Here is a 13,854-nt window from a genome sequence, read left to right as displayed (position 1 = left end):
CGCCGAGAGACCGAAGATAGACTCCCGAGCGCCGACCGATCGAGTCGTCCGAAGGGCCACTCGAAGACCGCTGTTCGAGGTGTTCGATCGCTCACTCGAGGATCGAGTCGTCTTCGGGGATGAACCGTCGGATGTAGGGAATTCTGACGCCGAGTGCCGTCTCGACGTACTCGACCGGGATGATGTCCTCCGGTTGCAGACCGCCGGACAGCGTCAGGACGACCAGTGTCAGAGCCGCACTCGTGATCCCGAAGACAGCGAGGATCGGAAACGTTCCCTCGACGTTCTGTGAGACGAGGTACGCGAGCGGAAGCATCACGACCGGGAGTGCGACGAACGTCCGGATCGACCAGCGCGAGAACGGCGAGATACCGAAGTTCCGGTTCAAGATCAGGAGCGTGATCACGTTGCCGAGGATGTAGGCCGTCGCCGAGCCGATAGCTGCCCCGACGCGTGCCAGGTCGGGGATCAGGAGGAGGTTCAAGACGAAGTTCAGGCCGAACGAGATGGCGTTGACCAGTAGGACGTACTTCGTGAATCCGAGCGCGGAGAAGGTCTCCTTGCTCCGACCGGCGGCCGCGTGAGTGAAGTAGCCGATCGTCAGGATCGTCAGCGTCAGGCCCGCGACAGCGTACTCGGCCCCGAAGACGACAGTAAGAACGTCACTGGAGAAGAACGCCAGCGTGAGAAACAGTGGGAACGTGAGGACGAAGATCCATTTCGTCGTCAGCTTGTACACCGCGTCGACCTCCTCGCGTTTGTTCCCGGTGTCGAGCCGGGTTGCCACCGGGAGGTACATGAACCCGAAGGAGGTCAGGACGAGGTTCAGCCCGGTCGCCAGCGGGTAGGCCGCGCTGTAGAAGCCGACCTCCTCGCTGGGGTGGAAGTAGCCGATCATCAGCGTGTCCGTCTGTGAGAAGATCACCGAGAGGAGCGACGAGACGACGAGCGGGGCCGAAAACGTCAGCATCTCGCGGGTGTGCAGGGAGAAGTCACCGACGAGCGGGAACAACCGGTGGAGCATATAGACCGCAAACACCGCCGAGACGGCAGCGGCCGTGAGGTAGGCGTAACCAGCCGCCTGGATGCCGTAACCGAGACCGAGCAGCCCCGCGATCAAGCCGAGCCTGAGTCCGGGGTACAGCAGATTCTCCGCGTATACCTTGTAGCGGGTGTTCTCCTGGCCACGGATACCGCCGATCCCGAGTCGCATGAGGACGACGAACGGCACCGCCAGCGCAAAGAGGGTGATCAGACTCGACGGTGTGCCGGGGTCGAGAAACGTCCGCGCGAGGAACTCGGCGTTCAACAGGAGGATCGCAGTGATCAGCGTGGTGGTGATGACCGCGACGAGCAGGCCCGTCGCCAGCGTTCCCCGAACGTCTGTCGGGTTCTCGAACTTCGACATGAACCGTGGGATCCCCTGGCTGAACCCGAGCAACGCGAACGTCGCGCTGATGCCCATGACTGTGAGTCCGATCGACACCTCACCGTACGCACCGGGGTCGAGCGCCCGGGCGATGATGATCCGCTCGAACAGTTGTGCGACCGAGTAGATCAGCGACCCGGCGACGACGAGGGACGCGCTCGAGAGTAACTTCGATACGTCGTCTTGGTCGACGAACATTTCACTCCATATAGCCGAGGCCTTTGAGTCGGTCCTCGACGCCGCTGAAGTCATCTTCCTCGTCGTCTCCGTCGGAGACTCGATCACCGTAGTTGGCCGACGCGACCGGAGTCTCGGCAGGGCTGGATCCCGGCGTGAAGATTTCGGAGAGGACGCGACCGTCAGCGTCGTCCGGCACGGGTTCTCCCATTCCGTGGAGGACGGTGGGTGCGAAGTCGTAGACAGTCGCGTCTTCGGGTGTCACGCCGGCCGCGATGTCTGGCCCCCACGCGAGGAAGATACCCTCGGGCTTGTGGTCGGCGGCGAGGTTCGTTGGGGAGCTAAACGCCGCCGTGGTCAGCTTTCCGGTGCTGACCGTGTAGTTCTCGCCAGCTTCGACGACGAGGTCCGGTGAGTCCGGATCTGTCGGGAAAAGGTCGTCGCCGTCGGCGACCCGGAGCGGGCGTTCGCCGGTCTCAGGGTCCTGGACAGACCGGAACAATTCGACGATCTCCGTCTTGACCCGATCACGTTCGCTGGGGGCCACCGTGCCGGCGTCGAATCGATCGGTCGTGTTGATATAGATGTTACCCATGCCATGGGCGAACACGTCCGTCTCGCCGTGGTTTACGTCGTACATCCCGTGATCACCGGGGACCGTCGCGGCCGCAGAATCGACCAACTGTCGCGGCAGGTATCTGACGAGGTGGTTCTCGCTGACCCCGACCTTCTCGAGACCATCGAGCACGCGCGACTTCGTGAGACCTGCTCGTGACAGCAAGCCTCGGACGCCGTCGTCACTCGCGGGAGTGAGGAACCCGGCGTCGCGAAGGATCGTGTTGAGGTTCACCTGTCGCTTCACCGGCCCAAAGCCGTGGTCGGAGACGACGTACAGCGTCCCGTCGTTCGCCTCAACGTGTGCGAGCGCGTCGCCGATCACGTCGTCGAGTCGCTCGTAGTGGCTGCGGAGCAAGTCTTCGTCCCAGACGAGGTGCTGGAGCCGATCCGGTTCGGTATAGACGAAGAAGAACAGTTCGAAGTCCTCGTCCAGCAGGTCGTTCATCAACCGACGACGGGTCGAGAGCACCTCACCGAGGTCCGCAGCGAGTTCGGTCGGCCGGCCGTAATACGCCTTCCAGTCCAGACCGATGCGGTAGTCGGGATAGTCGCTTTCCAATCGATCCCGGAACTCCGGCGGGTGAGTGAACTGTGGCGATCCGTCCGGCGTCATCATGCCGGTAATCATGATGCCGTCGATGTCGCTGGCAGGGTAGGTCATCGGGACATTAACTACCACCGACCGAAGTGCGTCCCACATCGCTGGGTGACGGGACTGCCGACTCGTGTTGAGCGAGTGGCTGTAGTTCGGCTGCAACCCGCTGAACGCGTACAACCCGTGCTTGTCCGGCCGGACACCGGTAGTGATCGACGGCCACGCGAGCGCCGTCAGCGCCGGCACCGTACTCTGACACGGCCCAGCGGCCCCCTCCTCGCGGAGGCGGGCGAAGTTCGGGAGATGGCCGTCGTCGGTCCATCGCTCGATGAAATCCCAGGGGACACCGTCGAGACCGATGACCACGGCCGGACCGCTCATGCCGACCCCCCCTTATCAACGAGGTACGCACGGAACCCGCCGTTGCTGGTCACCCGGTGGACGTCCCGTTGCCAGTCGAGCGAATCGAAGCTCGCGCCGTCGTAGCGTAAGCCACGATAGACGCCGGCTTCTCGTTCTTCGTCGGATTCACGGAGCGCGACGTACTGATCGGTCTGGTACGTCGCTTGGAGTGAGCCGAGAGTCCCGAAGGGAACACCGTTCTGTTTCATCCGAGAGATGCGTTCCTCGGAGGTCTCGACGCCGTAGATGGCGTGGTAGTAGCGCCATGGGCCGTTTCGGAGTGCTGCGATCTGTGTGTCGTCCATTTCGTGCTCGAAGAGGATTTCGTGACCGGTCATCTGCTGTTCGGTTACTTGTCCGTTCGTCTGGAAGATGTACGGCGAGGCGTAGACGGTCGGAACGGAGGCGGTCAACAGGAGACCGATGGCGACCATCGCCCCGATCCGACGGGGTTTCTCAGGAAGCGAGATCGGTGCCCAGTCCAGCAGTCTCGGGACCGCAAACACCGTGAGGACGGTGACGACCGCCATGACTGCACCGAGCGTCCGGAAGAACAGGTCAGAGGTGTCACCGGCGATCAACAGGAGCACGTCGAACACCAGCAACCCGACCAGTGCGGCACAGAGGTACTCGACGAATGCGTCGGCGTCGGAGTCCTGCTTCAGTCGGCCGAAGAAGACCCCGATCATCAGGATGCCCGTGATCGCACAGAAGATCGCACTCGGCAGGAACATCTTGGCAAACACCTCGACGAGGTCACCTCCGATGGCGGACAGCGACGACCCCCGCGATTGGACGTAGGTTGCGGACTGCCCGGTACCAGCGAGTAAGCTGCTGAACTCGGAGACGAACCCCTCGGCGGCGTTCACGGTCCGATCCCGGTTCAGGTTCCAGAGCAGGAACAGTCCCGCGAGGAAGGCCGTCTGGACGTAGACAGGGCGGTGTTCGGTGATCCGGCTGAACGAGGCGGTCGCGCTCTCGAAGAAATTGGACCGCACCCGGACGTAGAACTGGATCAACACGATCCCACCGAGCAGGATCAGCAGGTGGAGCGCCTGCATCGAGTGGTACAGAAGCGTCGCCGTTGAGTAGAGCGCCAGCAGTATACCCAGCTTCGTCAGGGGTCTGTCGCGCTCGCTGTCGGTGATGTACCGGGCAAGCAGATAGAGTCCGAGTGGGATCAACAGGATCGCGTCGGAGATCGGGTGCGGGTTGATGTAGTGGGTCGTCAGGTGCGTGATCGGGAGGAGCAGGAGCGCCGCGAACACCGCGAACGTCGTGTCGGTCTGTCGCGTCGTGATCGCCCGCACGGCGAGGAAGCTAAACGCGACGAACGCCAAGAGGAACAGTGAGACGAAGAGAAGCATCGCTCGTCTCGTCGGGATCGACGAGAGCGTGCTCGTGAGAAGCGTCGTCGAGTGGAGACCGGGGTAGTACAGGTCCAGAACGGGGAGCCTGCCAGTTAGGAGGTCTGCTGTCCAGCCGAGGTGCGTCATCGCGTCTGCGGAGCCGTAAAAATAGTAGCCACGAGCGAGCGGGAGGCTCCCGATGGAGTACATCGACCCGACGGCGAGAACGAGTGAGCCGCTTCGGAGGATGCCGGTACTCGTGAACGCGATGAGCACGGAGACGAACAGTGCGACGCCGACGGCGATCCAGTAGGGGGGAGGCGTCGCCGTGTAGATTGACAGCTCGTACCCTGACGTAGGAGAGAGATGAGCCACGGCTGCGGCGACAGCTAGTGCCGCGTACCCACAGACGAGACCCACTTTCGAGAGTCGGGACATTTGTACTCCTTCATCCAGCCTCTAGCGGCTTGGTTATGTATCGTATAACGGTCTGAGCGGCCGTCGGCGCTAGCGGTCGTGGGCTGTAGGTCGGCGATAACTAACCGGGCGTCCAGCGCACGGGAGGGTATGAGACGGTTGAGCGAACGAGGACTGCCGAGCGGACCGGTGAGAGTCCCGCGACCGACGGCAGTGCAGGGTGCGCCCACACCAGTACCCACAGCAACGCGGGAGGTGACAACCCCGTGAGCTACAACCGACCGAGAGACCGCTGTCAGTCTGACGATCACAGTTGGGCAGGAGAGCACGATCAGTCGGACCATCACAGCCGACAAGAGGTGGCTCCACTCGACGTACTCTTGGTCGGTCCGGCAGGCCACAGAACCGGTGGCATCGCCCACTACATCAACCACCAGCACGACCTGTTCGACGGCGCAGTCCGGTCGCGGATTCACGACACTGCGACACCGGCACCCGAGGGGACGGTCGCACTCGCCGGACTGCTCGGCGAGGAACGGGCCGTCTTCTGGCACAAGTGCTACCGGACCCTCAGAGCCCTCGCTCGGTTTCCGTTCCGGCGGCGGCCCGACCTCGTCCACGTCCACGCCTCCGACGACCTCTCGTTTCTCCGGGCAGGGTTGTACGTCCTGGTGTCGGCTCTGTTCTGGCGGGTCCCGGTCGTGCTCCACGTCCACGGCCCGACCTTCGACGAGTTCGTCGCCGACGCTCGCCCCCCGCTATCGTGGTTTCAGTCGCTCGTCTTCGAGCAGAGCGACGCGGTGATCGTCCTCTCGGAGTACTGGGCAGAGAGCCTCGCCGGACGCGTCGCCCCGGAGAAGCTCGTCGTCCTCCCGAACGCCGTCACGCCCGGCGACTTCGAACCACGGGACGACGCCGATCCGCCGCGAGTGGTCGTCGTCTCGAATCTCGTCCCCCGGAAGGGGATCGCCGAGTTGTTCGACGCGGTCGACAGCCTCACCGACGAGGGTGTCGAGTTCGAGTTCGTACTGGCGGGTGACGGGCCGCTCCGGGCCGAAGCCGAGGCGCTGGCCGAACGGCACGGAACCGTCACCTACCACGGCTACGTCTCGGAGGCCGAGAAGCGCCGCCTGCTCTCCGAGGGAACGATCACCGTACTCGCGTCACACGCCGAGGGACTGCCCTTCGCCCTGCTGGAGGGGATGGCCGGCGGGAACGCCGTCGTCGCCACCAGCGTCGGGAGCGTCCCGGAGGTCGTCGGTCCCGAGAACGGGCGACTGGTCGAACCGGGTGACGCCGACGCACTCGCTGCGGCACTGGGTGACCTGCTCGCCGACCCCGAGACCGCCCGTGAGATGGGCAGACGCAACCGGAACCTGATCGAAGACCGCTACGCGTGGGACCACGTGACCGACCGCCTCGAAGCGCTGTACCGCGAGGTAGTGGGTAGGCCGGGTCGGCAGAGCGACTGATCGTTCCGGGAACGGATCGTCACCACCCGAACGAGAGTGTGTTCGACGGTCTCCCCGGGAAGGTGAAGCGGGAGAAGCGGAGACGGCCGGTGACCGAAGCAGATCGGGTCGCCGTCAGATCGTGTCGCCGTCGACCGAAGCTCGTACGTCCCGTTTGTCGCCGAACGTCACGGAGAAGTCGGTCAGTTCGCCAGTGAAGCGGTAGCTGTCGGCCTTCCCGGCGGCGACGTGGCCCTCGATCGTGTCGCCCGAGACGTAATCGTAGTCCTCCGCGAGGTCACCGCGCCACGCCTCGCCGGAGACGGTCGCGGTGAAGTCGACCGCCCCTTCGTCGCCGACGCTCTCGACCAACAGCCGGTGGGACGTCCCCCACGATACCTGCTCGCCGTCGACCAGCACCGCCACGTCGGCGCTGTCGCCGTACGTCACGTCGAAGTTCGTCAAGTCGCCCGTGAACCGAAACGTGTCCACGCCCCCATTGGCGACGTGGCCCTCGATCGTCCCGCCCGAGATGTCGTCGTAGGGCTCCGCGAGGTCGCCGCGTTCGACGCTCCCGTCGACGGTCGCCTCGAAGTTGACCGCCTTCTCGTCGCCGACGCTGCGGATCTCGAGTTTCTTCCCGGTCGCCCACAACTGCTCCTCGCCGTCGACCGAAACCCGCACGTCGGAGTAGTCGCCGAATGTCACGTCGAAGTCCGTCAGATCGCCCGTGAACATGAACGAGTCCTTGCCGCCGCCAGCGACGTGGCCAAGTACCGTGCTGCCGTCGATCTGGTCGTAGTCCTCCGCGAGCGGTCCCCGTTCGACGTCGCCGGAGACGGTCGCCTCGAAGTCGACCGCGCCTTCGTCGCCCACGCTCTCGATCAGGAGTTCCTTCCGGTCGACACTGGAGACCGGACAGGCGTCGATCTCGGTGAGGTCCGCAGTCGAGACGGTCGTGTTGTCCTCCCGGACACGGATACCACCGGCCGAGATGTTCGTGTTCTCGACGGTACAGTTCGAGGCCTCCAGCGCACGGACGCCGTCGCGGTTCGTGCCGGGGACGTACAGACAGCTGTTCTTGACGACAGAGCCGTCCGCCTCCCACAGCAGGATCGCCTGTCCACCGTCGGCACTGCCGGTGATGGTGACGTTGTCGACAGTGAGTGGGGCGTAGTCGTTCGGCGGTTTCCGTCGGATCGCGTTCGTGCTGTCGGTGTCGACGCGGATCTCGGTGTCACGAATGGTCGTCTCTTTCGCCGACCCCGCGAGTGCGATGGCTCCCGAACAGGAGCGCGTGTCGACCACGGTGATGTCACAGCCTTCGATCACGGCCCCGCCGGGGAAGTCGAAACTCCCCTGTTCGAGCCAGATACCGCGAGTGTTGAACGAGTAGTCCATCCCGTCGGTCGGTCCGTCGTACTGGTCGAGGTCGATGAGGAACGTCGAGTTCTTCACGAAGCTGCCCTCGCCGCTGATCCTGACGGACGCGACGTTGTTGTTCCGGAAAGTACAGTCGACGACCTCGACGTTACCGGGTGTCTTACTGGCGTAGACACAGTTGTTCGGGAAGTCGGCCAGTGTCGTGTTCTCGATACGGACGGTCCCCTCGTTCTTCGGGCCGACGTAGACCCCGATCCGGCCGTTGCCCCCCTCGTAGTGGCCCAGCGCACCACCTTCCTCAACGGAGACGTTCCGGATGATTCCGACCGCGTCGTCGTTCTTCATCGACATCCCGAACGCGCTCGTCGTCCCGGTGTCCTCGTGGACGCCGCGACCCTCGTAGGTCACGTCCTCGACGACCGCCCGGTACTTCGCGTCGATGTCGATCCCGGTCACGGTGTTCGGCGCGGTCATGTCCAGCGTGATCCCCTCGACGAGGATCTCGCCGATCATGTTGTAGTCGATCAGCATGTCGTTGAAGCCGTCCGGCGCGACGAACCGCACGTCGCCGTCGCCGTAGAAGCCCAGTCGGTCCATGCCGTACTCGGCGAGTTTGCCCTCGAACCGGTACTCGCCCTCCGGGAAGATCAAGAGCGTGTCGTCTTCGATGTGCTCCTGTAACACGTCGTCGACTCGCTCGGACCCGGTCGGATCGACGCCGTACTCCTCAACCACGTTCACGGACCGGGAGAAGGTGATGTCGTACCGAGTGACCGCCGCTGCTGCCGACGAGGAGGCCAGCGCCGCCGTCCCGACGGCGGCACCGCCGAGGCGAAGGAAACTGCGTCTGTCGAGTCCGGAAGGTATCCCTCCGGGACTGTCTTCATGGTCGTGTGGCATACTCGTTAATGGCCGATTAAGGATAAAACAGATTTGGCCAGCTTGTAGCAAAGTGGTTGTCTGATGCCTGCCGTATGCCTACCATTACCACAGTACCTTTCGACAGGCTGGAACGACAGAGTAGACCGCCTTCTCCGGAGTTACAAGCGTATTTACACAGTTTAAGCTGTGCTTTACGGACACAGTGTCGACTGTTTGACTACTCTGACGGGTCGGAGCCTCGGCGCGGGTGGCCGGATCGACGGCGCAGAAGACAGCGCCGGCGGCCGAGAGCGAGCGTCGAGCGAACGGTCGTCGTTCGAGGGGTCGGAAACGTCGCTAAAGTAGGTGTCGATCCACGACACGCGACACGGTGATCGGCCGAACGATCGATCGATGTGCGAGTGGTTCGCAGGGACGGGGCGGACGGACCGTCGGCGAGCACCGGGCGTGAGCGAGGTCGGGCACGGGCACTCGTGCCGAGTCGGCACTCCGTACCCGTGCGACCGCCTCACGTAGTCTCTCAATAACAAACCCGCGAGAGGAGGTCTACATGTGTAGACATCACTGTCCGGTGACTTCCGATGAAACGACACACCTACACGACCGACCACGGTGGACGCGAGAACCTCTCGCGCCACCACAGCTAGCATGGAAGCCGTCGTCCTCGCAGGCGGTGAAGGCTCCAGACTCCGGCCGCTCACCGAGCGCCGCCCCAAACCGTTACTCCACGTCGCCAACCGGCCGATCCTCGAGTACGTGCTCGACGCGCTCGTCGGTGCCGGCATCGACCGGATCACGGTCGTCGTCGGCTACCGTGGCGACCGGATCCGGACCCACCTCGGGAGCAGTTTCCGGGGTGTCGATCTGACCTACGTCACGCAGGAGAACCAACTGGGAAGCGGCCACGCGCTCCTCCAGACCCGTGACATCGTCGAGTCCGATCCGTTCCTCGTCGTCAACGGCGACAACGTGATCGACGCGACCGTGGTCAGAGACACGATCGCGACCCACGAAGCGGGTGACGCCGTCGCCACGGCCGCCGTCTCGACCTCTCGACACCCGCAGGACTACGGTGCGGTCGTCGCCGACGACGGCTACATCGAGGCGGTCATCGAGAACCCCGTCGACGCGCCGAGCCACGCCGTCAACGCCGGGGTGTACGTCCTCCCGCACGCCATCTTCGACGCGCTGGCGGAGACCGACTCGCGGAACGGCGACATCCACCTGACCGACGCGCTGATGAACCTCACCGGGCGCGTGCGCCGGGCGCAGTCCGACGGCGTGTGGCTCGACCCCTCCTACCCCTGGGAGGTGCTGGACGTGACCGAAGAACTCCTGCGTGAACACGGCGACATGATCGGCGACACCCGCGAACCGGTGATCGCCGAGTCGGCCCGCGTCCACGAGACGGCCGTCGTTGAAGCCCCGGTCGTCCTCGGGGAGGACTGCCGGGTCGGCCCCGGTGCTGTCGTCCGGCGGGGAAGCTGTCTCGGCGAGAACGTCCGGGTCGGCCCCGGTGCGATCGTCACCCGGAGCGTCGTCGGTGCCGACGTCGAGATCGGAGCGAACGCCGTCCTCCACGACAGCGTGATCGGCGAAGGCGTGGTCGTCGGTCCCGGCGCGACCCTCTCGTCGGGCGAGGTGGACCTCCCGGTCGGCGGGCGCGTCTACCCCGTCAAGATCGGCTCGCTGTTCGGTGATCGAGCCAGCGTCGGCGGGAACGCCACCTGCCGACCCGGCACCCGGTTCGGTACCGGCGCGAACGCCGCCCCGGGGACGGTCGTCAGCGGAACGGTCGAGGCGAACGTGGAGGTGATCTAGATGTGCGGAATCATCGCCCGCGTCGGCCACGACGACGCGATCGGCGACCTGTTGGGCGCACTCCGGACACTGGAGTACCGGGGCTACGACTCGGCCGGCATCGCGGTCCAGAACGGCCACGGCATCGAGGTCCACAAGCGCGAGGGTCGCATCGCCGACCTCGAGTCGGCGGTCGCCGGCCAGACGATCTCCGGGAGCGTCGGCATCGGCCACACCCGGTGGAGTACCCACGGCGCGCCGAGCGACGAGAACGCTCACCCGCACACCGACTGCCACGGTGAGGTCGCGGTCGTCCACAACGGGATCATCGAGAACTACGCCGAACTCCGTGATCGCCTCTCGGAGGCCGGCCACGAGTTCGTCAGCGAGACCGACACCGAGGTCATCCCGCACCTGATGGAAGAACACCTCCGGCACACCGATCCCGAGACCGCCTTCCGGCGGACCATCGGCGAACTGTCGGGCAGTTACGCGGTCGCCATGCTCGTCAGAGACGAAGACGCCGTCTTCGCCACCCGGCGAGGGTCGCCACTCGTCCTCGGACTGGGTGACGGCGAGTACTTCCTCGCCAGCGACATCCCGGCGTTCCTCGAACACACCTCGGAGGTGATCTACCTCGACGACGGCGACGTGGTCCACCTGACGCCCGACGGCTACCGCGTCACCGACGGCGACAGCCGACCGGTCGAGCGGCCGATCCAGACGGTCGACTGGGACCCCGAAGACGTGGGGAAGGGCGGCTACGATCACTACATGCTGAAGGAGATCTACGAACAGCCGACCGCCCTCCGGCAGACGATCCGGGGGCGGATCGACACGCTGAACGACGACGTGATCCTCGACTCGTTCCCGCCGGGGTCGTTCGACGAGGTGACGAGCGTCCAGTTCGTCGCCTGCGGCACCTCCTACCACGCCGCCGTCTACGCGGCGGGCCTGCTGAACGAGTCTGGCGTCCCGGCACAGGCGTACCTCGCCAACGAGTACGGCGTCAGCGAGCCACCGATCCCGGAGAACGCGCTGGTCGTCGGCGTCAGTCAGTCCGGCGAGACGGCCGACACGCTCGAAGCACTGCGGTACGCGGACGCCGTGGGTGCGCGGACGCTGGTCGTGACGAACGTCGTCGGCTCGACGGCCGCGCGCGAGTGTACGGACGCGATGTACATCCGGGCCGGCCCTGAGATCGGCGTCGCGGCGACGAAGACGTTCACCTCGCAGGTCGCCTCGCTGGCACTGCTCGGCGAGCGCCTGATCCGGGACGTGACCGGGACGCCGAGTCGGTTCTCGGCCGAGCTGCTCGACTCGCTCTCGCGGCTCCCGAGCGACGTCCAGCAGACGCTGGACGACTCCACGGCGGACGAACTCGCCGAGTTGTTCGACGGGAGCGACGCGTACTTCTTCATCGGACGGGGACTCGGCTACCCCGTCGCGCTGGAGGGCGCGCTGAAGTTCAAGGAGATCTCCTACGAACACGCCGAGGGGTTCGCGGCCGGCGAACTGAAGCACGGCCCCCTCGCGCTGGTGACACCCGACACGCCAGTCTTCGCGGTGTTCACCGGCCAGCACACCGAGAAGATGCTGAACAACGTGAAGGAGGTACAGTCGCGCGGGGCACCCGTGATCGCGGTCGTCGGCGACGAGAGCGAGGAGGTCCACCGGGTCGCCGACGAGGTGTTGACGTTCCCGGAGGCCCCCGCGTACGCATCAGGAATCATGGCGAACGTCCAGCTCCAGCTCGTGGCGTACCACGCCGCCCGGCGGCTGGGTCGACCGATCGACAAGCCACGGAACCTCGCCAAGAGCGTCACCGTCGAGTGAGGCGCGGGTCGGTCGCGCCTCACTCGACCTGCTGTGCTCGCTGTGGCGCGTCTCCGGATCACTCGACCCCCTGTACGATCTGCGGCACCTTCCCTGTCCACTCGACTCCTGTTTCTCTCGTCACCGCCCACGACCGGTCACCACCGACGAGTCGTGTCGGATCCTCGCCGACTACCGACGCGAGCGCGTCGGTGAACGACCGATTGAGTATCAGAAACGACCGATTCGACGCCGGTGAACGACCGGTTCGGATCGCGTAGTCCTCGTCTGTAAACTGGGTAGTTACCGGATACCGACCCGACTGCTCCGGTGAATTCGGTCGCGTTGCGGGTAAGCGGTGAGTAACTTAACGTCTCTCGGGCCGAGATGGTGACGAGATGACCGCCGAGAAGTTCCTGTTCTTCACGAACACCCCCGCCCACGTCCACGTCTACAAGGGGCTCGTTCGGCGACTCCGCGACGACGGCCACGACGTCCTGGTCCTCGCGCGGGACTACGGTTGCACCGTCGCCCTCCTCGAGTACTACGACCTCCCACACCGCGTCTACGGCACCCTCGACACGACGAAGTGGTCGCTGGCGCGCGAACTACCGAAACACTACTACAACATCGTCCGGCACGCCCGCGAGTTCGATCCGGACTGCATCTTCGGTCGCGGGAGCTACGCCGCCCACGCCGGGGCGATCACGGGGGCACCGACGATTCTCGTCGTGGACTCCGAGACCGACACGCTGGATCACGCGCTCTCGCGTCCCTTCTCGCGTGCGATCCTGACGCCGCACGTCTTCGGCAAGGACCTCGGCCCGCGCCACTACCGATTCCGGGGGTTCAAAGAGTGTGCGTACCTCCACCCGGAGACGTTCAGTCCCTCGGGCGACGTACGCGAGCAGTTGGGTGTCGCCGAGGACGAGCGGTTCGCCATCGTCCGACTGAACGCCTTCGGTTCACACCACGACGTGGGCCAGTCGGGCTTCTCGCCGGGCGACCGCCGGCGACTGATCGAGGAGTTGAGCGAGGACGTGACCGTCTTCGTCTCCGACGAGGGGGGCCGGCTGGACTTCGACGACCTGGACGCCGAACCGTACGATCTGCACCCGGCGCTGATGCACGACGCGCTGGCGGAGGCGAGTCTGCTCGTCGCCGACACCCAGACGATGGTCGCGGAGGCGGCCCTGCTCGGGACGCCCGCAGTCCGGTCGAACTCCTTCGTCGGGGGGACCGACATGCGGAACTTCGTCGAACTCGAGGCGGCCGATCTGATCGTAAACCACGCCGACTTCGACGCGGTGGTCGACAGCGCCCATCGCCTGCTGGCCGACCCCGACGCGGAAGCGCGCTGGGAGCGCCGGGCACACGACTACCTCTCGGAGATGGTGAACCTCACCGATCTTCTCGTGGCGGTGGCGTACAACCGCGACGAGGTCAGTGCGGTCTCGGGGCTGACCGCCGGCACCGCCAACAGGGGCGTGGACCGCCCGGGGCTGAGTAGCCCCGAGTGAGCCGGCGGCTTCTCTC

8 protein-coding genes are annotated in these 13,854 nt (G+C 65.2%); 4 read left to right on the top strand and 4 right to left on the bottom strand.

The annotated features are described in order from the left end of the window. Window positions 1-91: 91 nt before the first annotated feature. Genes LI337_RS18205 through LI337_RS18195 form a run of 3 tightly spaced genes read right to left on the bottom strand, consistent with a single transcriptional unit; the run spans window position 92 to window position 5,008 of the window. On the bottom strand, window positions 92-1,627 hold the full coding sequence (locus LI337_RS18205; RefSeq protein WP_227231347.1) for an oligosaccharide flippase family protein: 1,536 nt from the start codon (window positions 1,625-1,627) through the stop codon (window positions 92-94). 1 nt (window position 1,628) lies between these two features. After that, the gene (locus LI337_RS18200; RefSeq protein ID WP_227231346.1) at window positions 1,629-3,200 is read right to left on the bottom strand and encodes an alkaline phosphatase family protein; all 1,572 of its coding nucleotides are present in this window, start codon (window positions 3,198-3,200) and stop codon (window positions 1,629-1,631) included. Next, on the bottom strand, window positions 3,197-5,008 hold the full coding sequence (locus LI337_RS18195; protein WP_227231345.1) for a hypothetical protein: 1,812 nt from the start codon (window positions 5,006-5,008) through the stop codon (window positions 3,197-3,199). Before LI337_RS18195 ends, LI337_RS18200 begins: the two co-directional genes overlap by 4 nt. A 338-nt stretch (window positions 5,009-5,346) precedes the next feature. On the opposite strand from LI337_RS18195, the gene LI337_RS18190 reads away from it, so the two are divergent. Continuing rightward, window positions 5,347-6,459 (top strand): glycosyltransferase family 4 protein, encoded by a 1,113-nt coding sequence (locus LI337_RS18190; protein ID WP_227231344.1) that lies wholly within the window; start codon window positions 5,347-5,349, stop codon window positions 6,457-6,459. Between the two features lie 114 nt (window positions 6,460-6,573). Here the strand turns inward: LI337_RS18190 and LI337_RS18185 are convergent, their stop codons facing one another. Beyond that, a complete protein-coding gene (locus LI337_RS18185; protein WP_227231343.1) occupies window positions 6,574-8,721 on the bottom strand; it encodes a right-handed parallel beta-helix repeat-containing protein in 2,148 nt (715 codons plus the stop codon). Between the two features lie 630 nt (window positions 8,722-9,351). Here LI337_RS18185 and LI337_RS18180 point away from each other — a divergent pair. From LI337_RS18180 to LI337_RS18170, 3 genes are all read left to right on the top strand, one after another. Then, the gene (locus tag LI337_RS18180; RefSeq protein WP_227231342.1) at window positions 9,352-10,524 is read left to right on the top strand and encodes a sugar phosphate nucleotidyltransferase; all 1,173 of its coding nucleotides are present in this window, start codon (window positions 9,352-9,354) and stop codon (window positions 10,522-10,524) included. Next, complete coding sequence (gene glmS / locus LI337_RS18175) at window positions 10,525-12,339, top strand: glutamine--fructose-6-phosphate transaminase (isomerizing) (RefSeq protein ID WP_227231341.1); 1,815 nt, start codon at window positions 10,525-10,527, stop codon at window positions 12,337-12,339. Window positions 12,340-12,716: 377 nt separating this feature from the next. Further along, window positions 12,717-13,838, top strand: a complete 1,122-nt coding sequence (locus tag LI337_RS18170) for a DUF354 domain-containing protein (protein ID WP_227231340.1) — start codon at window positions 12,717-12,719, stop codon at window positions 13,836-13,838. The last annotated feature ends 16 nt before the right edge of the window (window positions 13,839-13,854 follow it).

Origin of the sequence: Salinirubrum litoreum, from assembly GCF_020567425.1 — an archaeon.
Classification (GTDB): domain Archaea; phylum Halobacteriota; class Halobacteria; order Halobacteriales; family Haloferacaceae; genus Salinirubrum; species Salinirubrum litoreum.
The sequence above is the reverse complement of the archived record's forward strand: the minus strand, read 5'-3'. Positions and strand labels throughout refer to the sequence as shown.

Bases quoted from the DNA above. Each gene is read 5' to 3' on its own strand.
- LI337_RS18205 (WP_227231347.1), bottom strand. From the start codon at position 1,627: ATGTTCGTCGACCAAGACGACGTATCGAAGTTACTCTCGAGCGCGTCC.
- LI337_RS18200 (WP_227231346.1), bottom strand. From the start codon at position 3,200: ATGAGCGGTCCGGCCGTGGTCATCGGTCTCGACGGTGTCCCCTGGGAT.
- LI337_RS18195 (WP_227231345.1), bottom strand. From the start codon at position 5,008: ATGTCCCGACTCTCGAAAGTGGGTCTCGTCTGTGGGTACGCGGCACTA.
- LI337_RS18185 (WP_227231343.1), bottom strand. From the start codon at position 8,721: ATGCCACACGACCATGAAGACAGTCCCGGAGGGATACCTTCCGGACTC.
- LI337_RS18180 (WP_227231342.1), top strand. From the start codon at position 9,352: ATGGAAGCCGTCGTCCTCGCAGGCGGTGAAGGCTCCAGACTCCGGCCG.
- glmS (WP_227231341.1), top strand. From the start codon at position 10,525: ATGTGCGGAATCATCGCCCGCGTCGGCCACGACGACGCGATCGGCGAC.
- LI337_RS18170 (WP_227231340.1), top strand. From the start codon at position 12,717: ATGACCGCCGAGAAGTTCCTGTTCTTCACGAACACCCCCGCCCACGTC.